The sequence below is a fragment of the Streptomyces sp. NPDC093097 genome (assembly GCF_044754325.1).
GTDB lineage: Bacteria > Actinomycetota > Actinomycetes > Streptomycetales > Streptomycetaceae > Streptomyces.
Genome location: NZ_JBIVOW010000007.1, coordinates 73260 through 99046 on the forward strand (window position 1 = coordinate 73260; position 25787 = coordinate 99046).

At 74.7% G+C, this 25787-nt stretch carries 5 protein-coding genes; all 5 read left to right on the forward strand.

Going from position 1 to position 25787, the window contains the following annotated elements; all coding sequences use genetic code 11:
* The first annotated feature begins 8 nt into the window (after positions 1-8).
* Genes ACIQE0_RS14530 through ACIQE0_RS14550 form a run of 5 tightly spaced genes read left to right on the forward strand, consistent with a single transcriptional unit; the run spans position 9 to position 25786 of the window.
* Positions 9-6428, forward strand: a complete 6420-nt coding sequence (locus ACIQE0_RS14530) for an amino acid adenylation domain-containing protein (RefSeq protein ID WP_402331718.1) — start codon at positions 9-11, stop codon at positions 6426-6428.
* A complete protein-coding gene (locus ACIQE0_RS14535; RefSeq protein ID WP_402331721.1) occupies positions 6425-9658 on the forward strand; it encodes an amino acid adenylation domain-containing protein in 3234 nt (1077 codons plus the stop codon). Before ACIQE0_RS14530 ends, ACIQE0_RS14535 begins: the two co-directional genes overlap by 4 nt.
* On the forward strand, positions 9655-14166 hold the full coding sequence (locus tag ACIQE0_RS14540) for a beta-ketoacyl synthase N-terminal-like domain-containing protein (RefSeq protein ID WP_402331724.1): 4512 nt from the start codon (positions 9655-9657) through the stop codon (positions 14164-14166). Before ACIQE0_RS14535 ends, ACIQE0_RS14540 begins: the two co-directional genes overlap by 4 nt.
* A complete protein-coding gene (locus tag ACIQE0_RS14545) occupies positions 14163-17555 on the forward strand; it encodes an amino acid adenylation domain-containing protein (protein ID WP_402331727.1) in 3393 nt (1130 codons plus the stop codon). Before ACIQE0_RS14540 ends, ACIQE0_RS14545 begins: the two co-directional genes overlap by 4 nt.
* Positions 17552-25786, forward strand: coding sequence for an amino acid adenylation domain-containing protein (locus ACIQE0_RS14550; RefSeq protein WP_402331730.1), 8235 nt, complete (start codon positions 17552-17554; stop codon positions 25784-25786). The genes ACIQE0_RS14545 and ACIQE0_RS14550 overlap by 4 nt, the downstream gene beginning before the upstream one ends.
* Position 25787: the final 1 nt, after the last annotated feature.

Sequence of the window (25787 nt, forward strand, 5' to 3'; positions counted from 1 at the left end):
GGTGGCTGATGGCAGTGACAGACAATCCAGGGTTCGCCGTTTCCCCGCAGCAGCGGCGACTCTGGTCGCACGCGCCCGCCGTCGGCCGGCACCGCGCGGTGCAGTTGCGGGTGACGCTGGACGGCGTGCTGGACCGGGACAGGCTGCGCGCGGCACTGTCCGCGGTGGTGCGTCGCCATGAGTCGCTGCGCACCAGGCTCGTCGTCGGCGAGGGCAGGGCGCAGCCCGCCCAGGTCATCGACGACCCCGTCGACGTCGAGTTGCGCCGCACCGAGCTGACGTCGGGGCCCGACGCGGTGCCCTCCTCGGCACTGGACGAACTCGCGGGCCTGGAACGGGCGGCGGTCGACGCCCGGAACGGCCAGGGATTCCGGGTCCTGCTCGCCGACATCGGAGCCGACCGGGCGGTCCTCCTCCTCACCGCGCACGTCCTGCTCGCCGACCGCAGGTCGCTGCGCCTGGTCGTCGAGGAACTGGCCGCGGCGTATGCGGGTGAGCAGGCGCAGCCGCCCGCGGCGGACATCGTGCAGTACGCGGACTTCGCGGCCTGGCACAACGAACTGCTCACCGCGGCGGAGGGCGCCGCCGAACGCGCCGCCTGGGCCGACCTGCTGGCCGCGGCCGACGGCGGCGCCGTACTGGGCAGCGCGGACCCGGGCGACGGGCACCAGCCCGACTGGCGGACCTACCGCCCGGCGCCGCTTGCGGCCGCCGGCAGGCTCGACGCCTTCGCCACGGCCAACGGGCTCGACGCCGCCGCGGTGTTGGACGCCGTGTTCCGGGTGGTCGCGTGGCGGGTGGCGGGCGAGCGGGACTGCCTGGTCCTGCTGGCCTCGTCCGGCCGCAGCCACCGGGCGCTCGACCACACGGTCGGTGCGTTGGAACGCGAACTGCCGCTGCGCGCGGCGTTCACGGCAGAGCAGGAGTTCCTCTCCCTCGCCAGGGAGACCGCCGACCTGCGTCGCGACGCCGAGCAGCGGATCGACCATCTGGACCCTGCCGCGCCGGTCGGCCACCGGGCCGCCGGACGTACCGCGCCGGCCTGTTTCGCCTTCCACGTCGTCGCCGAGCCGATGCGTTCCGGCGGGGTCCGCTGCACGATCACCGAGGAGCGGAGGGCGGGCACCGCCGCCGTCGAGCTGAGCTGCGTGCGGGCCGGTGACACCCTCGCCGTCGAGGTCCGGTACGACGGCGCCCTGGTCGACTCCGCCACCGCCAGGGCGCTCGCCGACGGCTTCACGGCCGCGCTGCGCGCGGTGCTCGCGGACGCGTCGGTACCGATCGGGGAGATCGAGTTGCTCTGCGCGCACGAGCGGGACCTGGTCCTCGCCTCCGGTGCCGGCCCGGCCGTCGAGGTACCGGCGGCGGCCGTGCACGAACTGTTCGCGCGGCAGGCGGCCCGGCAGCCGGACCAGGTCGCCGTCGCGTACGCGGGCACCGAACTCAGCTATGCCGAACTGGACGCGCGCGCCGACCAGTTGGCCCGCCACCTGATCGCGTCCGGGGTGGCGCGCGGCGACAAGGTCGTGGTGTCCCTCGGGCGGTCCCCGGAGTTGATGGTCGCGCTGCTCGGCGTGCTCAAGGCCGGTGCCGCGTTCGTCCCCGTCGACATCGGCTATCCGCGGGCCCGGATGGAACGCGTACTGGAGCACGCGGCGCCGAAGATGCTGCTGACCACCGGGGAGGTGCTGGACCGGCTCGGCGAGGTGGGGCTGCCGGCGCTGGTGATGGACGGGTACCCCGCCGAACTCGCCGCCCGGCCGCGGACCCCGGTCGAGGTGCCGGTGACCGCACAGGACACCGCCTACCTGCTGTACACCTCCGGCACCACCGGGAAACCCCATGGTGTCGTCGTCCCGCACCGGGGTCTGACCAACTACCTCTCCTGGGCGGCCACCGCCTACGCCATGGCCGAGGGCAACGGCGCGCTGGTGCACACCTCGATCGGTTTCGATCTGACGCTGACCGGTCTGCTCGGGCCGCTGCTGACCGGCCAGCGGGTCATCCTGCTGCCCGAGGACGCCGGGGTCGTCGGGCTGGTGGCGGCCCTGCGCGGCATGCGGGACCTCAGCCTCGTCAAGCTCACACCGACGCATCTGGACATCGTCGCCCAGCTGGTCACTCCCGAGGAGATCACCGGCAGTGTGCGCACGGTGGTGGTGGGCGGTGAGGCGCTGCGTGCCGAGAGCGCCGCGCTGTTCCACGCCGCCGGTGCCACGGTCGTCAACGAATACGGCCCGACCGAGACCGTGGTCGGCAGCACCGTCCACCGGCTCGATGCGGACGGGCCATGGCACGGGTGGGTGCCGATCGGGACGCCGATCGCCAACACCTGTGTGCAGGTGCTGGATCCGCGCCGCCGCCCGGTGCCGGACGGTGCGATCGGCGAGCTCTGCATCGGCGGCGCGGGTGTCGCCGACGGCTATCTCGACGCACCACGGCTCACCGAGGCGCGCTTCGTCCCCGATCCCTTCGGGACAGCGGGTTCCCGGTGGTACCGGACCGGCGATCTGGCCCGCCGCCGCAGCGACGGCATCCTCGAATTCCTCGGCCGTGCCGACGAACAGGTCAAGATCCGCGGCGTCCGGGTGGAGCCCGCCGAGGTCGCGAGCGTGCTGCGCGCCCACCCCGGGGTCGAGCACGCGGTGGTCGTCGCCCGACGGGACGAGGACCCGGGCGGCTCCTCGCCGCTCACCGGCGAACTGCGGCTGGTGGCCTACGTGGTGCCCGGCAGGGACACCGGCGGTCCGGCCCCGAGCCCCCGCGCACTGGTCGAACACTGCCGCACCCAGCTGCCGGAGCTGCTGGTGCCCGCCGCCGTCATGCTGCTCGACGCGCTGCCCATGACGGCCAACGGAAAGCTCGACCGGGCCGCACTGCCCGTGCCGTCGGCCGCGCGCCGGTCGGCGGCGGCACCCGCCGCATACGTCGTCCCGCGCACCGACACCGAGGAGATCCTGGCCGGCGCGGTCGCCACGGTGCTCGGCGTGGACCGGGTCGGGGCGGCCGACAACTACTTCGTGCTCGGCGGCGACTCGATTCGCAGCGTGATGGTCGTGAGCCGGGCCCAGTCCCGGGGGCTGGACCTCACGGTCGCCGAGCTGCACCAGAACCCGGTCATCGGGGACTGCGCGGCCGCCGTGGACCGACGGCGCCCGGAACCGGACGCGCCGGCGACCGCCCCGTTCGCCCTGATCGACGCCGAGGACCGCGAGCGGCTCCCCGACGAAGTGCGGGACGCCTTCCCGCTGAGCCTGCTCCAGGAAGGGATGATCTTCCACCGGGACTTCGCCGCGAAGTCGGCCGTCTACCACGCGATCGCGTCGGTGCGCCTGCGCGCCCCGTTCGATCTGGAGGTGCTGCGCACCGTCGTCCGGCAACTCGTCGAACGCCATCCGATGCTGCGGACGTCGTTCGACATGACGACCTACAGCCGGCCGTTGCAGATCGTGCACGGCAGCTTCGAGACGCCCCTGTACTTCGAGGATCTGCGCGGGTGTTCCGAGCGGGATCAGGACGACAGGCTCAGCGCGTGGATCGACCGGGAGAAGCTGCGCGGCTTTGAACTGCACGACTACCCGCTCATCCGGTTCATGGTGCACCGCCGCAGCGACGAGGAGTTCCAGTTCACCTACGGCTTCCACCACGAGATCGTGGACGGCTGGAGCGAGGCCCTGATGATCACGGAGCTGTTCGGCCACTACTTCTCGCTCATGTTCGACGAGCCGCTCTCGATCCGGCCGCCGCAGACGGGCATGAACGACGCCGTCGCCCTCGAACTGGACGCGCTCGGGCGCAAGGAGAACTACGACTTCTGGAACGGCTATCTCGCCGATGCCACGCTGATGCGGCTGCCGAGGATCGGGGCCGCCGCCGGGCCGCGGGCCGACAAGGGCGACCGGGAGATCGTCCGGATCGTCGTCCCGGTGTCCCGGGAACTGTCCGACCGGCTCCAGCAGGTGGCCACGGCGCACGCGGTGCCGCTGAAAAGCGTGCTGCTCGCCGCCCACCTCGCCGTGATGTCGGCCTACGGCGGCAACGTCGACACGCTGACCTACACCGTGACCAACGGCCGCCCCGAGGTCGTCGACGGCAGCACCGCCATCGGACTGTTCGTCAACAGCCTCGCGCTGCGGGTCAAGATGGCCGGCGGCAGCTGGCTGGAGCTGATCGAGGCCACCTTGCACTCCGAGCGGCAGTCGATGCCCTACCGGCGGCTGCCGATGGCCGAACTCAAGCGGCACCAGGGCAACGAGCCGCTGGCCGAGACGCTGTTCTTCTTCACCAACTACCACGTGTTCGACGTGCTGGACCGGTGGATCGAGGCCGGCGTGGAGCATGTGGCCAACGAGCTCTACGGTGAGTCGACCTTCCCGTTCTGCGGCATCTTCCGGCTCAACCGGACGACCGACCGGCTGGAGGTGCGGGTCGAGTACGACAGCCTGCAGTTCTCCGCCGAGGTGATGGAGAGCGTCCGGGACTGCTATGTACGGGTGCTGACGGCGATCGCGGCCGATCCGGCCGCGGACTACGGGACCGTCGACCAGCTGCCCGCCCGGGACCGCGCACTGCTCGACGGGTTCACCGACGGCGGCCGCGGCCCGCTGCCGCAGCGCGCCCTGCACGCGCTGGTGGAGGAACGCGTGGCCGCGGCCCCGGACCGGGTGGCGGTGGAGTGCGACGGCCGGGCCGTCAGCTACCGGGTACTCAACGAGCGCGCCAACCGGATCGCGCACGGGCTGCGCCGCAGGGGAGTCGGGCCCGAACACGTCGTCGGTGTGCTCGCCGAGCGCTCCCTGGACCAGATCGTGTTCCTGCTCGGCGTTCTCAAGGCGGGAGCCGCCTACCTCCCGCTGGACCCGGCACAACCGGACGAGCGCACCGCCTTCCTCGCGGCGGACAGTGCGGCGCGTGTCGTGCTCGTCCAGGAGCACCTGGCCGGCCGGGTGCCGCCGGCGGCCGAGCCGTTCCCGGTGGACCCTGCCTTCCGGGCGGTCGGCTCAGAACCCGTGCACAATCCGGCCGTTGACACGTGCCCGGCCAGCGCCGCGTACGTCATCTACACCTCGGGCTCGACCGGCCGGCCCAAGGGCGTCGTCGTCGAGCACCGCAACGCGGTGGCCTCGGTCCGTGCCAGGGACACCGCCTACGCGGAGCCGGTCGGCCGCTTCCTGCTGCTGTCCTCCTTCGCGTTCGACAGCTCGGTGGCTGGCATCTTCTGGACGCTGTCGACCGGCGGCACCCTGGTGCTGCCGACGGACGGCACGCAGCTCGACCCGGTGAGCACGGCCACCGCGATCGCCCGGCAGCGTCCGAGCCACACCTTGGCCGTTCCGTCCCTGCTGGGGCCGTTGCTGGAGCAGTCCGGCCCGCGCGAGCTCGGCTCCCTGGTCAGGGTGATCACGGCGGGGGAGGCGGCGCCGTCGGCGCTGTACGGGGAGCTGCGGGCGAAGGCCCCCGGCGCCCGGCTCGCCAACGAGTACGGCCCCACCGAGACGACGGTGTGGAGCACCGTGTGGACGGGCACGGAGGCGGTGGCGCAGCACCAGCTGCCCATCGGCCGCCCGGTGGCCAACACCCGCGTGCGGGCGCTGGATCAGCACGGCAGGCAGACGCCGGTCGCGGTCGCCGGTGAACTGCACATCGGCGGGGCCACCGTGGCCCGCGGGTATCTGGGGCAACCGGCCGCCACCGCGGCGGTGTTCCGGCCGGACCCCTGCGGCGCGGCCCCCGGCGCCCGCCGCTACGCCACCGGCGACCTCGGCCGGTTCCTGCCCACGGGCGACCTGGAGTTCCTCGGCCGCAACGACCACCAGGTCAAGATCCGTGGCTTCCGGGTGGAGCCGATGGAGATCGAGGCCGTGCTGGACGCCCACCCCGCGCTGCAGCGGTCCATCGTGATGGCCCGCGGTGAGGAGACCGGTGAGCGGCAGCTCGTCGCCTATGTGGTGCCGGAGCCGGGCGAGCGGCCGGACCGGGCGGAGCTGCAGAAGTACGTCCGGGACCGGTTGCCGAGGTACATGGTGCCCAGCACCTTCACCGTGCTGGACGCGGTGCCGCTGACCAGCACCGGCAAGGTCGACCGGGCGCGGCTCCCCGATGCCGATCCGACGGCCGAACTGCCGTATGCGGCACCGCGTACCGAGACCGAACGGCTGCTGTGCGACATCTGGTCCACGGTGCTCAAGGCCGGTCGGGTCGGTGTGCACCACCACTTCTTCGAGGTCGGTGGCGAGTCGCTGCGCGCGATGCAGGCGATCGCGGCGACGAACAAGCTGTTCCGTACCCGGCTGTCGGTGCGCAGCCTGTTCGACGCGCCCACCATCGCCGAGTTCGCGTCCGTGGTGGACCAGGCCAGGGCGCCGGGCGCGGAACCGGCCCCGTCCGGCGGGGTGTTCGCCGCGGCGCCCGAAAGCGGCCGGGCATGAGCGTGCTGAGGACGGCCGGCGGCGGGACGCGGGGCGGCGAGCGCGGTGGGCGGCTGCCGCTGGCCGCCGCCCAGCAGCGGCTGTGGCTGCTGCAACGGCTGGAGCCGGACAACCCGGCGTACACCGTCTGCACCGCGATCGAGCTGACCGGACCGCTGAACCCGCTCGCCCTGCGCGCGGCGGTCCATCGGATCGGCGGTCGGCACGAGATGCTGCGCGCCGCGTTCACCGACGACGGCGCGGAGCCCGCGCAGTGCATCACGGCGGCGCCGCCGCGCCTGCGGCTGGTCGACCTGTCCGGTGCGGGGGACCGGAGTGCGGAGCGGGCAGCGCGCCGGTTGCTCTCCGCACTCGCGGCCCGGCCGTTCGATCTGACGGCGGGGCCGCCGGTGGCGTGGTTCCTGCTGCGCCTGGCAGCGCGTCGGCATCTGCTCGTGCTGTCGGTCCACCATGTGGTGTTCGACGGCGGATCGCTCGCCGTGGTGCGCGAGGAGATCGAGGCGCTGTACCGCTGCGCGGCCACCGGCAGCGCAGCGCCCGCGCGGGCGCGGACCGCGAGCTATCCGCAACTCGTCGCCGAGCAGCGGGAGGTGACCGAGAAGGCGGTGGGATCGGTCGAGTTCTGGCGGGAAGAGCTCGACGCGGCCCCACCGCGCAGCACTCCGTTCGGCGGTGCCCGGGGCGGTCGGCCGACCCGCCCGGTACGCCGGGCCGAACGGTTCGAGCGGGCGGAACTCGCCGGTCTGGCAGGGCTGTGCCGGCGGACCGGAAGCACCACGTACATGGCGCTGCTGGCCGTACTGGGATGCCTGGTCGGCCGGTACTGCGGCCAGGAGGACGTGGTCATCGGCTCGCCGGTCGCGCTGCGCGACGGGGAGCCGGCCGCCGGCACCGTCGGCCTGATGATTAACACCCTGCCGCTGCGGCTGCGGCTGCACGGTGAGCCGGGTTTCACCGAGGTCCTGCGCCGGACCAGGAACACGCTGCTCGACGCGCTCGAACACCGGCTGCTGCCCTTCGAGCGGATCGTCGACGCGGTCGGGCCGCCCAGGGAGCTGGGGACCTCCCCGCTGTTCCAGGTGCTGCTGGCCTACCAGCAACCGCCCCGGCCCCCCAGCCTGCCGGGCATCGGGACGCGGCTGGTCGAGGTGCCCGCGGCGGCGGCGAAGTACGAGCTGACCGTCACCGCGGCGGACACCTCCGACGGCCTTGAGCTGACCTTCGAGGCGGACGGCGGACGGTGCACCGATGCCGAACTGGCCCTGTGGTGCCGCCAGTTCCGGGCGCTGCTCGCCGCCGTGGCGGCCGAACCGGAACAGCCGGTCTCGCGGTGCTCGCTGCTGACCGCGCGGCAGTGGCGCGGGGTGCGCGCCCCGGCGGCCCTCGACCCCGGGGAGGGGGAACTGGTGCACCGGCTGGTGGCCGCCGCCGCGGCGCGCCATCGGGATGCGGTGGCCGTGGTGCACGGCTCCCGTCAGCTCAGCCACCGCGAACTGGACCAGTGGTCCGACCAGTTCGCCGCGGAGCTGCTCGCCCGGGGATGCCGCCCCGGCGACGTGGTCGGGGTCCGGCTGCCCAGGACGCCGGAACTGCTCGTGGCGCTGCTGGGAGTGCTCAAGACCGGAGCCGCGTACCTGCCGATCGGCACCGAACAGCCCGCCGGACGCGTCCTGCCGATGCTGGCCGAGACCGATGCCCGGCTGCTGATCGCGGACGACGAACTGCCGGCCCGCCGGGGCGCCGGAAGCGGCCGACTCCCGTCCCTGGTAAGGGTGTCGGCGAAGCGGTCCGGATGGGCGTCCCCGCCGCGCAGGGTGACGGTGCCGCCGACGGCGCTGGCCTATGTGCTCTACACCTCGGGATCCACCGGCCGGCCCAAAGGGGTGGCCATCGAGCACCGCAGCGCCGCGGCGTTCCTGCGCTGGGCGGGTGCGGCGTTCGACCCGGCCGAACTGCGAAGGGTCCTGGCCACCACGTCGGTCGGCTTCGATCTCGCCTTCTTCGAACTGTTCGCACCGCTGGTCCACGCGGGCACCGTCGTGCTGGCCGAGGACGCCCTGCGGGTGCCGGAAACCCCCGCCGCGGCAGGGGCGAGCCTGCTCAACTCCGTTCCGTCCGCGGTGGCCGCCCTGCTGGACGCCGACGGGATCCCCGACGCGGTCACCTCGGTGAACCTCGCCGGCGAACCCCTGTCCAGGGAACTGGCCGACCGGCTGCGCCGCCGCCGCGTCCGCACCGTGGTGCGCAACCTCTACGGTCCCAGCGAGGCGACCACCTACGCGACGGCCGCGGTGGTCGGCGCCGGCGACGACCCGCCCGCCATCGGGACGCCGATCGGTACGGCACGGGTCTGGGTGGCCGACCGCCACGGGCGGCCGGTTCCCGACGGTATGACCGGCGAACTGCTCATCGGCGGACCGGCGTTGGCCCGAGGCTACCGGGGCCTCCCCGGCAGCACCGCGGCGGCGTTCGTCCCCGACCCGTACGGCCGGCCCGGCAGCCGCGTCTACCGCACCGGGGACCTGGTGCGCCGCCGCGCCGACGGCGAACTGCACTTCGTGGGGCGCGAGGACACCCAGGTCAAGCTGCGCGGCGTACGCATCGAACTCGGGGAGGTCGAGCACGCGCTGCGCAAGGTGGCGCCGGTCGGCGAGACCGCCGTCGTGCTCGACGGGGCGGCCGAACACCGGCGGCTGGTGGCGTTCGCCAGCGCGGCACCGGGCCGGGAGATCGCACCGGAGCGGGCCCTGGCCGCGCTGCGCGCGCTGCTGCCCGCCGTGATGGTCCCCTCGGCGCTGGTGGTGCTGGCCGATCTGCCGCACAACGCCAACGGCAAGACCGACCGGGCGGCCCTGGCCGCCCGCGCCGCAGCGCTCCACCGGCCGCACCCGCGCGGCGCGGCCCCCGCAACCGAGCTGGAACGGGCCATCGCCCGCGAGTGGCAGCGGGTCCTGGGGGTCGAGCGCGTCGGCGTGCACGAGGCCTTCTTCGATGTCGGTGGGAACTCCCTCACCCTGCTCCGGCTGCACGGCGCCCTCGTCCGCACCGTCCACCCGGGGCTTCGGCTGGTCGACCTGTTCCGGTTCCCCGACATCGCCGGCCTCGCCGATCACCTCGGCCGGGCCGGGGCCGGCGCGGCGCCGGCGGAGCCCGCGGCGCTGGTCCGCGGCCGCCGGCGCCGGCGCGCCGGGACGCCGCGCCGGGCCGTCGAGGAGGGGGGCGAGCGATGACCGGTCAGGAAGCCTGTGAGCCGATCGCGGTGGTCTCGCTGAGCTGCCGCTTCCCCGGAGCGGAGAACGTCGAGGAGTTCTGGGCCAACCTCCGTGCGGAGACCGAGAGCATCAGCCGGTTCCCCGACCCGGGACCGGAGCACCGGCCCCGTTTCGTCGGCGCGGAGGGAACGCTGGGCGACCTGGCGCAGTTCGACGCGGAGTTCTTCGGTTACTCCGCACGCGAGGCCGAGGTGATGGACCCGCAGCACCGGCTGTGCCTGGAGACGGCCTGGACGGCGTTCGACACCGCCGGCTACGACCCGGCGGCACTGCCCTTCCCCGTCGGGGTGTTCCTCTCCTGCGGCCTCAGCTCCTACCTGGTGCGCAACCTCCTGCCCCACACCGAACTGCTCCGTACGCTCGGCGGCTTCCCGCTGCTGATCCACAACGACAAGGACTTCGCGGCGACCACGGTCTCCTACAAGCTCGGCCTCACCGGCCCCAGCATGTGCGTCGGGTCGGCCTGCTCCTCCTCGCTGGTCGCGGTCCACCTGGCGCTGCGCAGCCTGCAGTCCTTCGAGTGCGACATGGCGGTGGCGGGCGGCGTCTCGCTCCAGGTCCCGCAGGCCCAGGGCTATGTGTACGCCGAGGACGCCATCTACTCGCCGGACGGGCGGTGCGCGGCCTTCGACGCCTCGGCCGCCGGCACGGTCGGCGGCAGCGGCGTCGGACTGGTCCTGCTCAAGCGGCTCTCGGACGCCCGAAGGGACGGCGACCAGGTGCACGCGGTGCTGCTGGGATCGGCGGTGAACAACGACGGCCGCCGCAAGGCCGGTTACACCGCGCCGGGCGTCGACGGCCAGCGGGACGTGATCATCGAGGCCCAGGCGGCGGCCGGGATCGACGCCGGCAGCATCGGGTACGTCGAGGCGCACGGCACCGGCACCACTCTCGGCGATCCCCTCGAAGTCGAGGCGCTGACCGCGGCGTTCCGCACGACCACCGACCGGGTCGGGTACTGCGCCCTCGGCTCGGTGAAGACCAACATCGGCCATCTCGACGCGGCGGCGGGCATCGCCGGGCTGATCAAGACCGTCGGCGCCGTGCGCGACGGGGTGATCCCGGCAAGCCTGCACTACCAACGGCCCAACCCGGCCATCGACTTCGCCGGCTCCCCGTTCTACGTCAACGCCTCGACCACCCCCTGGCCCGTATCGGACTCCCCGCGCCGGGCCGGGGTCAGCTCCTTCGGCATCGGCGGTACCAACGCCCATGTGGTACTGGAAGCGCCGCCCGTCCCGCCCGCGCCCGCCCGCGAGCGCAGGGCCTGCCAACTGGTCGTGCTCTCCGCGCGCTCCACGGCGGCCCTGACGCGGGCCGGCCATGAACTGGCCGAGCGGTTGCGCGGTCTGCCGAACGCCGACCTCGGCGACGTGGCGGCGACACTGGCCGGCCGACGGGCGCACCGCCACCGGCGAACCGTGGCGGCCACCACGGCCGCGGACGCCGCCACGGCACTGATGACCGGGCCGCCGCCGACGCGCGCGGTCCACGGCACCGGGCGGACCGCCTTCCTGATTCCCGGCCACGGCCACGGCTATCCGGCCATGGCCCTCGGACTGCACGCGGGGGAGCCGGACTTCCGGCGGCATCTCGACGCCTGCGCCCGGCCGCTCGCCGAAGGCGGCGTGGACCTGTTCGCGATGCTCCGCACCGAGCGGGCCGGCCCCGAAGGTGCCGCGCCCGCCTTCCAGGCCGCCGAGTTCGCCGTGTCCTACTCCCTGGCCCGGACGCTGATCGACTGGGGCGTCGAACCGGTCGCGATGCTGGGGCACAGCCTCGGTGAGTACGTCGCCGCCACCGTGGCCGGAGTGTTCCCCCTGGCCGCCGCGCTGCGGTTGGTCACCGTCCGCGCCCAGGCGCAGGCCACGCTGCCGGAAGGCCGGATGCTGGCCGTCGCGCTCGGCGCCGGCGACCTGCGCCCGCGGCTCGACGACGGCCTCACGCTGGCGGCGGTCAACTCCGCGGACCGGTGCGTGGTCGCCGGCGCCCCCGACGCGGTGGCGGCACTGGCCACCCGGCTGGACGGGGAAGGCGTGTGGACCAGGACGCTGGCCGTGCGGCACGCGTTCCACTCCAGCGCCGTCGACCCCCTCCTCGCCCGGCTGCGCACCGCCCTGGCCGAGGTGGAATTCGCCGCCCCACGGCTGCCGTTCCTGTCCAACGTCACCGGGGACTGGGCCGATCCCGCCGAGGTGACCCGCCCGGAATACTGGCTGGCGCACATGCGGCGGCCGGTGCTCTTCGCCGCCTGCGCCGGGCATCTGGCGCAGGCGGCGCCCGCCGCGCTGCTGGAGCTCGGCCCCGACGCCGGACTGGCCCGGCTGGCGGCCCGCAGACTGGCGCCCGGCTCGGCGTCGACCGCGAGCTGTCTGCCGGCGGCCGGCGGCGACCCGGCGGCAGAGCGGGAGACCGCGCACCTGCTGCGTGCGGTGGGGACGCTGTGGACCGCGGGGTGCCCCGTCGACTGGACCGCCTTCCACCGGCCGCAACGGCCGCGGCGCACCCCGGTCCCGGGTTACCCGTTCCAGCGCAAGCGCTACTGGTCCCTGGCGCCGGGAGAGGCCGCGGACGCGCGGCCGGCCACCTCCGCGCTCGCCGCCCGGCCGGCATCCGGGAAGCAGCTCCACGACTGGGGCTATCTGCCCGGCTGGCGGCACACCGCCGCGGTGCGCCCGCCGGCCCGGCAGGACGGCGCGACCTGTCTGCTGTTCGCCGACGGCCCGCTCGGCGCGGCGGTCGCCGGACGGCTCACCGCGCTCGGCGTGCACCCCGTCACCGTCCCGTCCGGACACGAGCGCCCCAGCGAACTACCGCACTACCACGCACTGTTGGCGGAACTCGCCGCCCAGGGCCGGACCCCGCGCCTGGTCGCACACCTGTGGTCCGCCACGGCGGCGCGCGAGGCCGGGCCGCTCGACGAGGCCGCGGTACGGCAGGGGCAACTGAGCGGACTGCACAGTCTGCTGCACCTGGCGCGGGCCTTCGGCGCACACCAAGGCGCCCAGCAGGTCCGGCTGGTGGCGGTCACCCGTGGCGCGCAGTCCGTGCTCGGCGACGACCTCGACCACCCCGAACAGTCCACCGTGACCGCGGCGGTCAAGGTCATCCCCCGGGAACTGCCCGCGATGTCAGCCACGGCGATGGACATCGGGCGCACCGACGGCGACCTGGACCGGCTGGCGGACCGGATCGTGGCCGAACTGCTGGCCCCGGACCCGGCCACCGAGATCGCCTACCGCGGGCGGCAGCGCTTCGAACGGAGCTACACCCCACTGCGGTTGGACCCGGTCGGCGCGCCGCGCGCCGCGGCGACCGGCGGGGTGCACCTGGTCTGCGGCGGCCTCGGCGGTATCGGGCTCAGCCTGGCGGAATCCCTCGCCGGCCGGGCCACCGCGCTGGTGCTCACCCGCCGCACGCCGTTTCCCGCCGCCGAGGACTGGAGCGGATACCTGGCGGCCCATCCGGCGGGCGACGACACCACGCGGTTGATCGACCGGCTGACCGCGCTCACCGCCAAGGGCACCGCGGTCCTGGTCCGGCAGGCCGACGTGGCCGACGCGACTCGGATGCGGGCGGTCGTCACCGAGGCCGAGGAGCTGTTCGGGCCGATCACCGGAGTCGTCCACGCCGCCGGGAGCCCCGACACCGCCGGCATGATCCAGCGACGCGACCAGCAGGCCACCGACGAGGCGATCGCCGCGAAGGTGCTGGGCCCCGTCGTGCTCGACAGCGTGCTGCGCGAGCGCACACTGGACTTCTTCGTGCTCTGCTCGTCCATCGGAACCGTGCTGCACAAGCTGAAGTTCGGCGAAGTGGGCTATGTCGCCGCGAACGAGTTCCTCAACGCCTACGCCGCCCACCGCGCCTGCCGCCGCGCCGGAACCACCGTGTCGATCGCCTGGACCGACTGGACCGACGTGGGCATGCGCGCCTCGGCGCAGCAGGAGCTCCTCGCGCGCTACGGCCGCACCGCGGAGCACCCCGCATCGACCGGCGACCTGCTCGACGGGATCGGCCGCGCGGAGGGCGTCGAACTGTTCCACCGCATCCTCGCCGCCGACGGGGCCCCGCAGGTGGTGGTCTGCCCCCAGGACCTGCGAGCGCTGCTGGCCAGGCACGCGGACTTCAGTACCGAGGACCACCGCGCGGCGCTCGCCGCCCTGCGGATCGCCCCGTCCCGCCGCGACCGGGCCGACCTGTCCACCGCGTACCGGGCACCGGCCACCCCGCTGGAACGCACCCTCGCCGCGTACTGGGCGAGCCTGCTGGGCGGCGATCCCATCGGCGTGCACGACAGCCTCTTCGAGCTGGGCGGCGACTCGTTGATCGCCCTCCGGCTGCTGTCCCTGGTCCGGGAGCGGCACGGGGTCGAGCTGTCGATGGCGGAGTTCTTCGACGCGCCGACCATCGCGGCCCAGGCCGCGGCGATCGAGCGGGCCACCGGGGACGAGGTGCTGCTGTGAGGGCCGGGGCCTTTCTCGCGGAGCTGCGCCGGCGCGGGATCACCGTCACCGCCGACGGGGACCGGCTCAGGTGCGTGGCGCGGCGCGGTGTGCTCACGGCCGAGGTCCAGGCGGACATCGTCACGCACAAGGCCGCAATCCTCCGCGAGTTGAGCGCCGGCGACGGCATCCCGCTGGCGGAGGGCGCACGGGTGCCGCTCTCCTTCGAGCAGGAGCGCATGTGGCTGACCCACCGCTTCCACCCGACGGCCAGCTCCTACCACCTCCCGCTGCACCTCGGCCTCACCGGCGCACTCGTCCTGCCCGCCCTGCGCACGGCACTTGCGCAGGTGCTGCGCCGGCACACCGTGCTGCGCACCCGCTACCCGGTCGTCGACGGCAGCCCCGTCGTCGAGGTGCTGCCCGCCGCGGACCTGGTGGAACTGCCGGTGGTGGACCTCGCCGGGCTGCCGGCACCCGCGCGGCGAGCGGCGAGCCGCCGGCAGGCCGCCGCACTGGCCCTGCGCCCGTTCGACCTGACGACCGGCCCGGTGCTGCGGGCCGTGGTGTTCCGGCTCGGCCGGACGGAACACGAACTCGTCCTGGTCCGGCACCACATCGCCGGCGACGGGTGGTCGCTCGGGGTGCTGCTGGCCGATATCGCCGAGCTGTACCGGGCCCGCGTCGCCGGGACGCCCGCGCTGCCGGCCGCGCTGCCCGTCCAGTACGGGGACTTCGCCGCCTGGCAGCGGCGCCGGGCGCAGGAGTCCGGCTTCGCCGAGCGACTGGCCCGGTGGACGGCGGCACTCGACGGCGCACCGGGACGGCTGGATCTGCTCGGCAGGACCTCCGACCCGCCGGCCGACCAGGTCTCCGGGGTCCTGCGGTCCCGGCTCGGCGACGCGGAGGTGCAACGGCTCAGGCAGCTGGCCGGCCGGCGGCGGACCACCCTGTTCTCGGTGCTGCTGACCGGATTCGGGCTGGCGGTCGCCGGCCTGTCCGGACAGCACGACCTGGTGATCGGCAGCCCGGTCGCCGGCCGCACCCGGCCCGAACTGGCCGGGCTGGTCGGCTGCTTCGTCAATCTGCTGCCGCTGCGCCTGGACCTGTCGGGCCACGCCGGCTTCGGCACCCTCCTGGCCCGGGTGCGCGAGGTCGTCCGACAGGGCCTCGACGACCAGGAGGTCCCGTTCGAGCGGATCGTCGAGGCCGTCCGCCCGGGGCGTACGCTCGCCGAAACCCCGCTCGTCCAGGCCGCGTTCGCCTACCAGAACACCCCGGCGCCGCGGGTGGAACTGCCCGGCCTGACCGCGACGGTGCTGCCCTCGCCGCCGGTGGCCGCCAAGTTCCCGCTCACCATGACGGTCTCCCCGCTGCCCGACGGGCTGGAGCTGGAGCTGGAGTTCGACCGGTCCCGGCTCCACCGCGCGACCGCGGCCGAGATCCTGGCCAGGACCGCGACCGTGCTGCGCTCCGCCGCCGCGGAGCCGGACGCGCCCCCGACGCCGATCCGGTCGGCCCGGCCCGCGCCGGCCGCGACCGGTGCCCCGGCCCCGGAGGAAGGGGGCGGCTGCCTGCACCACGAGGTCGAGCGGATCGCCGCCGGGCAGCCGGACGCCATCGCGCTCAGCTGCGGCCGCGGCCAGCTCACCTACCGGGAACTCAACGCGCGGGCCGACCGGCTCGCCGCCGTGCTCCGGGCCCGCGGCTGCGGACCGGACGACCTGGTCGGACTGTGCGCCGAGCCCTCGATCGACCTGGTGGTCGGGATGCTCGGCATCCTCAAGGCGGGGGCGGCCTATGTGCCGATGGACCCGGCCGACCCTCCGCGGCGCCGCGCCGAGCTGGCCCGCGCCGCGGGCGTCCGCCTGCTGCTCACCCGGTCCACCGTGCGGCACGCACCGCAACCCGGTGCGGACACACTGCTCCTGGACCGGCCCGGAGACCGGACCGCGACGGCGTCGCCCCTCCGGGTGCGACCGCACCCGGCCAACCTGGCCTATGTCGTGTTCACTTCGGGCTCCACCGGTGGCCCCAAGGGCGTGCTGGTCAGCCATGCGAATGCGACCGGGGTGCTGGCCGCGTGCCGGGCCGCGCTCCCCGCAACGCGCGAACGGCAGACCTGGGCGATGACCCACTCCTCGGCGTTCGACTTCTCCGTATGGGAGATCTGGGGCGCCCTGACCAGCGGGGGCAGGCTGGTACTCGTCCCCTCCGACGTGGTCCGCGCACCGGACGAGCTGTGGGCGACGCTGCTGGCCGAACGGGTCGGCGTGCTCGGCCAGACACCGAGCGCCTTTCGCGCCCTGCTGCCCACCGCGCTGCGGACCGGGGCGAGCGGGCTGCCGCTGTCCCTCGTCGTCCTCGGCGGCGAATCCTGCGAGGTGGCCGGGCTCGCCCCCTGGTTCGACCGGCTCGGTGACCGCGGGCCGGAGCTGGTGAACATGTTCGGCGTCACCGAGACCACGGTGCATGTCACCAGCCGCCGGCTGCGGCCGGCCGACCGGCACGGCCCGGTGGCCAGCCCGCTGGGTGGGGCGATTCCCGGTCAGCACGTCGAGGTGCTCGACGGCGACGGACATCCGCTGCCGGTCGGCGGCCGGGGCGAACTGGCCGTCGGCGGGGCCGGGGTGGCCCGGGGCTACCTCGGCCGCCCCGGACCGACCGCCGACCGCTTCCGGCCCGCGCCCGGCAGGCCGGGCGGGCGGCGCTACCACACCGGTGACCTGGTGCGGCTGCTCCCCGGCGACCTGGACTACCTCGGCCGGAGCGATACGCAACTGTCCCTGCGCGGCTACCGCATCGAACCCGGCGAGATCGAAGCCGCCCTGCTGACGCACCCCGCCGTACGCGACTGCGCGGTGGTCGCCCACGGCACGGGGGAGCGGCGCGGGCTCGTCGCCTACCTCGTCGCCGAACCGGCCGCACCGGCAGGGGACTTGGCCACCGGACCGCTGCGCAGCTATCTGTCCGACCGGCTCCCGCGCCATCTGATCCCGCGCCAGACCGTCGTCCTGCCCGCGCTTCCGCTGACCAGGAACGGCAAACTCGACGAAGGCGCCCTGCCCGCCCCGCCCAGGGAGCCCGACCGGCCCAGCAGCCGCCCGCCCGCCACCCCGACCGAGGCGACGATCGCCGAGCTGGCCGCCGGAGTGCTCGGCCGGACGAGCCGGGACGGCATCGGCCGGCACGACAACTTCTTCGATCTGGGCGGGGATTCACTGCAACTCACCCAGTTCCACTTCCGGATCACCACCGCCTTCGGCATCGACCTCCCGATCCGCCAGGTCTACCAGGCACCCGACTTCGCCGCGCTGGCCCAGACGGTCGACCAGCTGCGCACCAGGCAACGGAGCGCGCTGATCCGGGAGGCGCTGCGGCTGGCCGAGGCAGGGGAGGAGCCGACATGACCACCAGGGCAGCCGGCCTCGTCGACATCGCGCGGCAGCACGCCGAACGCACACCGCACCGCCCCGCCTACCTCTTCCTCGCCGACGGGGTCACCCAGACCGCGAGCCGCGACTTCGCCGCCGTCGACCTGCGGGCCAGGGCGATCGCCACGGAGTTGGCCGCACGCGGCTGCCGGGGCGAGCGCGTGCTCCTGGCCTACCCCTCCGGCATCGAGTACGTCGAGTCCTTCCTGGGCTGCCTGTACGCGGGCAGCGTCGCGGTGCCCTGCGACTCCGGCCGGGGCCGGGCCGGGGCGGAACGGCTCGCCGCCATCGCCTCGGACGCCCGGCCCGCGCTGGTCCTCTGCCGGGCCGAGGACGCCCCCGCGATGCCGGCCGGGCTGCCCCGGGCCGACGTCCGCGCCGTTCCCGACGCGGCCGCCGACGGCTGGACCCGGGTACCGGCCGACCCCGACGCGACCGCGTTCCTCCAGTACACCTCGGGTTCCACCCGGGCTCCGCGGGGCGTGCGGGTCAGCCATGCCAATGTGCTGAGCAACGAGCGCGCCATCCAACGCGCCTGCGGCAACGACCAGGACGCGACCTTCGTCGGCTGGCTTCCGCTCTTCCACGACATGGGCCTGATCGCCAACGTGCTGCAACCGCTGTACCTGGGCTCCCGTTCGGTGCTGATGCCGCCGGGCGCCTTCCTGCGGGCGCCGCTGAACTGGCTGCGGGCCGTCGAGCGGTACCGGGCCAGGGTCAGCGGCGGCCCCAACTTCGCCTACGAGCTGTGCCTGCAGCGCATCGACGAGGCCACCAGGGCCACCCTCGATCTGTCGGGCTGGGCGGTGGCCTACAACGGCGCGGAGCCGGTCCGCGACGCCACCATGCGCCGCTTCAGCGCGGGTTTCCGCACCGCCGGGTTCGCGCCGGCCGCACACTTCCCCTGCTACGGCCTCGCCGAGGCCACCCTGATCGTGACGGCGACGCCGTTCGACCGGCCGCCGACCGCGGTACGCGCCGATCCCGCCGGCCTCAGGGCGGGCCGGGTCACCCCCGTGCGGGCGGACGAGCCCGGCAGCACGCTCGTGTGCAGCGGCCTCCCGGTCGCGGGGACCGAGGTGCGGATCGTCGACCCGGACACCCGCCGGGCGCTGCCGGACGGGCGGATCGGTGAGGTCTGGCTGCGCGGCGAGGGCATCGCGGCCGGATACCACAACCGGCCCGAGGAGACCGGGGAGACCTTCGGCGCCCGCCTCGCCGACACCCACCAGGGCCCCTACCTGCGCACCGGAGACCTCGGGTTCCTGCTGGACGGCGGCCTCCACCTCACCGGGCGGCGCAAGGACCTCCTCGTCATCCGGGGCGAGAACCACCACCCGCACGACCTGGAACACACGGCGGAACGAGCGGATCCGGCGCTGCGGCCGTCCTGCGGAGCGGCCTTCCCGGTGGACGTCGACGGCGCCGAACGGCTGGTGCTCTGCTACGAACTGGGCACGGCACCGGGCGAGCCGGACCTGGCGCAGATCGCCGCCAGGGTGCGAGCGGCGATCGCCACCCGGCACGGCATCGAGACCCACCGCATGGTCTTCCTGCCCAAGGGCGCCCTGCCGAAGACCACGAGCGGCAAGGTCCGCAGGCAGCACTGCCGACAGTCCTATCTGGACGGCGAGTTGCCCGTCATCGGCACCGTGGGCACCGACCGGACCGAGGTCCCCGACCTGCCGGGCCGCGACGCACTCGCCGCGGTGGCGCCGGACGAGCGGACCGCGGTGCTGGCGGCCGCGCTGGCCGCCACCGCGGCGGCGCTGGCCGGAGCCGGCGGGACGCCACCCCGGCCGGACGAGCCGCTGGTGCGGCTCGGGCTGGATTCGCTGCGGGCGACGGAACTGCGGCACCGCGTGCAGCGGCGGTACGGGGTGGACATCGGAGCCGAGTCCCTCGTCGCCGGTGACAGCCCCGACGACCTCGCCCGGCGCATCCTGGCGGCGGACGCCGTGACGGCGACCACGTGGACGACTGCGCGGACGACTGCGCGGACCTCCGCGGGCACGGCCGACCGCGGCGACCGGCTCCCGCTCACCGCGAACCAGGAAGCGCTCTGGTTCGAGCACGAGTCGGACCCCCGGGGCGCCGCGTACCACCTCTCCCGGGTGCTCAGGCTGGACGGACCGCTGGACGTACCGGCGCTGGACCGGGCCCTGCGGGCACTGACCGCGCGGCATCCGGCACTGCGCACCAGATTCCCGGTCCACGGCGGGCGGCCGTGGTGCCAGGTGGAACCGGAGGGCCCGCGACTGCGCGTCGTCGAGGTGCCGACGGAGCGGGACGAGGACCTCACGGCGCGGTTGCTGGAGAGGGTGGAGCGGCCCTTCGACCTGGGCGGCGCGGCGCCGTTCACGGCAACGCTCCTGCGCCGCGGCGCACACAGCCACCTCCTGGTGCTGGTCGCGCACCACCTCGTGCTGGACCTGTGGTCGTTCCTGGTCATGCTCGACGAACTGCGCGCCGACTACCTCGCGGAGACCGCCGGCATCCCGGCGGCGCCCGCCCCGGCAGACGCCGCGCAGGCCGCCGCGCCGGCCGACGCCGAGGACTACGCCGACTCCCCGGCGGCCGCCCGCGATCTGGCGTACTGGCGCGAGACGCTGGCCGGCGCACCGGCGAGCCTCGCCCTGCCCACCGACCGGCCGCACCCGCCCCACCGCGACTTCCACGGCGCCACCGCGGAGTTCCGGCTGCCGCCGGAACTGGTCGACCAGGTGCGTGCGCTGGCGAGGCAGCGGGACTGCACGCTGTTCACCGTGCTGCTCGCGGCGTACCGGGCGCTGCTGCACCGCTGCACCGGCCGGCCGGACCTCGTGCTGGGCACGCTGCTGGCCGGCCGGGACGCCGCCGAACTCGCCGACGCCGTCGGCTACTTCGTCAATCCGGTACCGCTCCGCTCCCGGTGCACCCGCGGAACCCCGTTCGCGACCCTGCTCGCGGACACCGCGACGCTGCTGCGCGCGGCGCTCGCACACGGCAGGTACCCCTTCGGCCGGCTGGTCACCGACCTGGCCCCGGCCCGGGACACCGGCCGGGCGACGCTGGTGCAGAGCCAGTTCGTGCTCCAGCAGGAACACCGCGCGCTGCGGGACGGCACCTTCGCGCTGGCCCAAGGGACCGCCGGGCGCGCGGCGTTCGGGTCGGCGACCGCCTCTGTGGTCGAGGTGCCGCGCCGCTGGTCGCAGCTCGACCTCAGCCTCAGCATGGCGCTGCTGGACGGTGCGCTGACCGGCCGCTGGGAGTACCGGACCAGCCTGTTCGACGCGGACACGGTGGACGCGCTGTCGGTACACCTCACCGAGGTGCTGCGCGCCGCCGTGACCGACCCCGAACGCGCGGTGGACGAGATCCCGTTGAGCGAGGACCTCACCGGGGCCGCCGCGGTCGGCCCGGCACGGCACCGGCCCGACCCCGGCGGCCTGCACCGCCTGGTGGCCGCCGCCGCGGCCGCCCACCCGGACGCGACGGCCGTCCTCGCCCCCGCGGAGGACGGCGGCACCGCGCAGCTGAGCCATGCGGCGCTGCACCGGGCGGCGACGACGGTCGCGGCCGGGCTGCGGGCGGCGGGCGCGGCGCCCGGCGAACCCGTCGCCGTACTGCACCGGCGGGGCCGCCACCTGCCGATCGGCTACCTCGCCGTACTGAACGCCGGCTGTGCCGTGCTGCCGCTCGACCCCGCGGACCCGCCTCCCCGGCATGCCGCGATGCTGGCCGACAGCGGCGCCAGATTCCTGCTGACCGAGGAGTCCCTGCGGGACCGCACCGTCTCCCTGCCCGCCCGGACCCTGCTCACCGCGGAGTTGCTCGCCGCCCACCCGGACCGCCGGTATACGGCGCGCGTGCACCCCGAACAGCCCGCGTACCTGCTCTACACCTCCGGTTCCACCGGCGCGCCGAAGGGGGTGCTCGTACCGCACCGCGGCATCGTCAACCGGCTGGCGTGGATGCAGGAGGAGTACCGGCTCGGCGTCGGGGAGCGGGTGCTGCACAAGACACCCGTCGGTTTCGACGTCTCGTGGTGGGAACTGTGCTGGCCGCTGATCGCCGGTGGCACCGTGGTGCTCGCCGCACCCGGCGCACACCGGGACCCGCGGGAACTGGCGCGACTCATCGAACGGGCCCGGATCAGCACGGTCCACTTCGTGCCGAGCCTGTTCACCCCGTTCCTGTCCGAAGCGGCGCGCACCGCCACCGGGCGCTCGCCGCTGCGCCGGGTGCTGTGCAGCGGCGAAGCGCTGCCGGCCGCCGCCCGCGACCGGTTCTTCGAGCTGTTCGCCGCGCAGCTGCACAATCTCTACGGCCCCACCGAGGCCTCGGTCGACGTCACGGCCTGGAGGTGCGCACCGTCCGACGCGGGACCGGTCCCGATCGGGCGACCGATCAGCAACACGTCGGTCAGGGTGCTCGACGACCGGCTCCGCCCGGTGCCGGTGCCGGCACCCGGCGAGCTGTTCATCGGCGGGCAGGGGCTGGCCACCGGCTACCTCCGACGACCGGCGCAGACCGCGGCGGCGTTCCTTCCCGACCCCCGCGGAGGCCGGGGGGAGCGGATCTACCGCACCGGCGACCGGGCCCGGCGCCGGACCGACGGCGCGCTGGTCTTCCTCGGCCGGACCGACCACCAGGTGAAGATCGCCGGACGGCGGGTCGAACTCGGCGAGGTCGCCGAACTGCTGCGGGCGCTGCCCGGCGTGACCGACGCCGTCGCGCTCGTGCGGGACGGCAGGCTGACCGGCTACGTCACCGGACGGGACGCCCCGCCCTCCGCCACGCTCCGGGGCCTGCTGCGCCGCTCGGTCCCCGGCCATCTGGTGCCGACGGACATCGTGGCGGTCCAGGCGCTGCCGGTCACGGCGAGCGGCAAGCTCGACCCGCGGGCACTGCCCGCACCGGAGCGCGCCCCCGACCGGGACCGGCCGGCCACCCCGTCGCCCGCCCCGGAACTCACCCCGACCGAACGGGGGTTGGCGGCCCTGTGGGAACGGCACCTCGGCAGGACGGGCATCGACGTCCACACCGATTTCTTCACCCTCGGCGGCGATTCGATCCTGGCGATCCGGATCGTCGCCTCGGCCCGGGAAGCGGGATGCGGTTTCACCGTCACCGAGTTGCTGGCCCACCCCAGCGTCGCGGAGCTGGCGGCCCATCTCGACGCCCGGCAGGAGACTCCGCCGCCGGAACCCGGGTCGGGGGAGCAGGCGGTGCCGCCGTTCGGCCTGTGCCCGGCGCTGGCCGGGCGGCCCGGACTCGCCGACGCCTACCCGGTCTCGATGGCCCAGCGGGCCCTGCTGGTCCACGAAAGGGACGATCCCGGCTACGAGGTGTACGTGACCAGCGTCGCGGTGGCCGCCACCCTCGCACCGCGCGCACTGGAACAGGCCGTCGCCCACGTCCTGTCCCAACACCCCTATCTGCGCTCCTCCTTCGACCTCACCGGCCATCCCGAGCCGGTGCAGCTCGTGCCCGCGGCCCTCTCGCGGCTGCCCGTCGAGGTGCTCGACCGGCGCGCCGACCCCGCCCGCGACAAGAACTTCGGCGCGTGGATGCTGAACGAACGCAAGCGGCACTTCGACCTCGACCACGGGCCGCTGGTGCGCTTCACCGCGCACGACCACGGCACCGCGTTCCGGCTGACCGTCAGCAGTTTCGCCCTCGACGGCTGGTGCACCGCGCTGGTGCTCACCGAACTGCTCACCGCCTACCGTGCGGCGCTGGGCGGCCGCCCGCCCGCCCCGGCCGCGCTGCGCACCGGGTACGCGGACTTCGTCGCACTGGAACGCGCCGCCATGCGCTCGCCGGAGCACCGCGCCTTCTGGGCTGCGGAACTGCACGGCGCCGAACCCTGCACGCTGCCCCGACGGACCCCGGGGCGGCCGCCCGCGGAGCGGCCGGTGTACCAGCAGCGGACCGTCGTGGAGATCGACGACGCGACACGGGACGGCCTCCGCGCGCTCGCCGCCGAACTCGGGGTCGGGCTCAAGCACGTCCTGCTCGGCGTCCACCTGTGGATCGTCCGGCAGCTGACCGGCCGCACCGACCTGATCACCGGTCTGGAGACCAACGGCAGGCCCGAACGCGCCGACGGCGACCGGGTGGTGGGCGTCTTCAACAACATCCTGCCGCTGCGCGTCGCGGTCCCGGCCGAGACGAGCTGGGCCCAACTGGCCCTGGCGGCCCACGCGGCCGAGACCAGGGTCTCGCCCTACCGGCGCTACCCACTGATCACGCTGAATCGGGAGTTCGGCGCGAGCCGCCTGTTCGACACGCTGTTCGTCTTCACCCACTTCCACCTCTACAGCGCACTGTCCGCGCGGGACGGCCTGGCGGTGTCCGACCTCCAGGCGCCCGACCAGACGTATCTGCCGCTGACCGCCCACTTCAACGTCGACGCGGACTCCGGACGGCTGCGCCTGCTGCTGGAGGCCGACCCGGCCGGGGACGCCGCCGAACGGGCCGCGGAGATCGCGGGACGGTTCCGCTCCGCGCTGGCGGCCGCCGCGCGGACGCCGCACCGTGCCGCGGCCCGGTGCCGCGCCCAGGCACCCGCCCCGTCGGCCGGACTCCCGGCCCCGCCGAGGATGTCGGTACTGGACCTGATCGAGGACGCGGTACGCCGGGGCGCCGACCGGATCGCGCTGCTCGAAGGCGAGCGGCAGGTCAGCTACCGCCTGCTGTGGCAGCGGGCCGGGCACCTCGCCGGGCGGCTCCAGGCACGCTCGGCCGGACCGGAGGCCGTGGTCGGACTGTGGGCGGACCGCGGCATCGACAGCATCGTCGGGCTGCTGGCCGTCCTGCGCGCCGGAGCGGCCTATCTGCCCCTCGATCCCGAGACCCCACCGCACCGGGTACCCGCTCTACTCGCCGCGGCAGGCGCCGAGTTCATGGTGCTGCCCCCCTCGGCGGCCGCCCCCGCCGGGGTCGCCCCACGGGCGATCCTGCGCACCGACGACACCGGCCGCGGTGCGCCGGTACGGCTGCGGCGCCCGCGAGGGCACCCGGAGCACCTGGTGTGCGTGCTGGCCACCTCGGGCTCCACGGGGCGGCCGAAGCTGGTCGGCGTCCCGCACCAGGGGCTGGTCAACTACCTGCGCTGGTGCCTGCCCGCGTACGGGATCACCGAGCGCACCTTCTCACCGGTGCACTCCTCACTGGCCTTCGACCTGACCGTGACCGCACTGCTCGCCCCGTTGGCGGCCGGCGGCACCGCGCACCTGGTGCCCGGCACCGACCCGACCAGGCTGGGCGCGGCCCTGGCCCTCGGTCACCACACCCTGCTGAAGGCCACACCGTCCCATCTGTCCGCGCTGACGGCGCAACCGGCCGTGCGGCGGCGGGGACTGGCCGGCCTCACCGCGGTGATCGGCGGGGAGCAACTGGACGCCGCCCAGGTCGCCGCGTTGCGCGAAGTCGCCCCGGACGCCGTGGTGTTCAACGAGTACGGGCCGACCGAGACCGTCGTCGGCTGCTGCGTCCAGCCGGTAGCGGACTCCGGTACCGGACCGGTGCCGATCGGCCGCCCGATCACGGGCAGTTCGGCCGTGGTGCTCACGGACGGAGCGCCCGCCCCGACCGGCGTGCCCGGGGAGCTGGCGGTCGGCGGACACGGGGTCACCAGGGGGTATCTCGGCAGGCCCGCGGAGACCGCCGCGGTCTTCGTCCCGGATCCGCAGCGCCGCGGCGCCCGCCGTTACCGCACCGGGGACGTGGTGCACCGGCTGGCCGACGGAGCGTTGGTGTTCCGCGGGCGCACCGACCGGCAGGTCAAGATCCGCGGCTTCCGGGTGGAGCTCGGCGAGATCGAGCAGGCGCTCGCCGCGCACCCGGCCGTCGCCCGCGCCGCGGTCCTGCTGCGCACGACGCCGGCCGGTGGCTCGCGGCTGGCCGCCTACTGGTCCCCTGCCCCCCGCCCGGGCCACCGCGAACGGATGCCCGACGGCGGGCAGTTGCGCGGCTGGCTCGCCGCTCGGCTGCCCGGCCGTCTCGTCCCCGCCGAGATCCAGCAGTGCGCCGCTCTGCCGCTGACCCCGAACGGCAAGATCGACTACTCGGCGCTGCCCGGGCCGCGCGACCGACGGCGCGACCGACTGATCGACCGGCTGGAGTCCCTGACCGAGCGGGAGGCGGCCCAGCTGCTGCGGAGTTCGGGTCACCCACCGGGCCCGCCGGACGAAGCCGGAGGTAGCGATGTCCGCATCTGAT

Coding starts and splice junctions, on each gene's coding strand:
- ACIQE0_RS14530 (WP_402331718.1), top strand. CDS start 9: ATGGCAGTGACAGACAATCCAGGGTTCGCCGTTTCCCCGCAGCAGCGG.
- ACIQE0_RS14540 (WP_402331724.1), top strand. CDS start 9,655: ATGACCGGTCAGGAAGCCTGTGAGCCGATCGCGGTGGTCTCGCTGAGC.
- ACIQE0_RS14535 (WP_402331721.1), top strand. CDS start 6,425: ATGAGCGTGCTGAGGACGGCCGGCGGCGGGACGCGGGGCGGCGAGCGC.
- ACIQE0_RS14550 (WP_402331730.1), top strand. CDS start 17,552: ATGACCACCAGGGCAGCCGGCCTCGTCGACATCGCGCGGCAGCACGCC.